The following is a 267-nucleotide window of genomic DNA, read 5'->3' on the forward strand; positions in this document are numbered from 1 at the left end:
CTCCTCCTAGCAAGCTATATACCTACATAGTACAGCCATGGCCCCCACCGTGATGGCCTCGTCGGCCACCTCCGTCGCTCCTTTCCAGGGGCTCAAGTCCACCGCCGGCCTCCCCGTCAGCCGCCGCTCCAACGGCGCTAGCCTCGGCAGCGTCAGCAACGGTGGAAGGATCAGGTGCATGCAGGTGTGGCCCATCGAGGGCATCAAGAAGTTCGAGACCCTGTCTTACCTGCCACCGCTCAGCACGGAGGCCCTCCTCAAGCAGGT

At 63.7% G+C, this 267-nt stretch carries 1 protein-coding gene; it reads left to right on the top strand.

Translation table 11 applies throughout. The features are described 5' to 3' along the window. Positions 1 to 37: 37 nt before the first annotated feature. Positions 38 to 267: ribulose-1,5-bisphosphate carboxylase small subunit (locus H0H10_RS41630; RefSeq protein ID WP_188179466.1), on the top strand; the 230-nt coding region annotated here is incomplete at its 3' end.

It is taken from the genome of Streptomyces griseicoloratus (assembly GCF_014534645.1).
In the GTDB taxonomy this organism is placed as follows: Bacteria; Actinomycetota; Actinomycetes; order Streptomycetales; family Streptomycetaceae; genus Streptomyces; species Streptomyces griseicoloratus.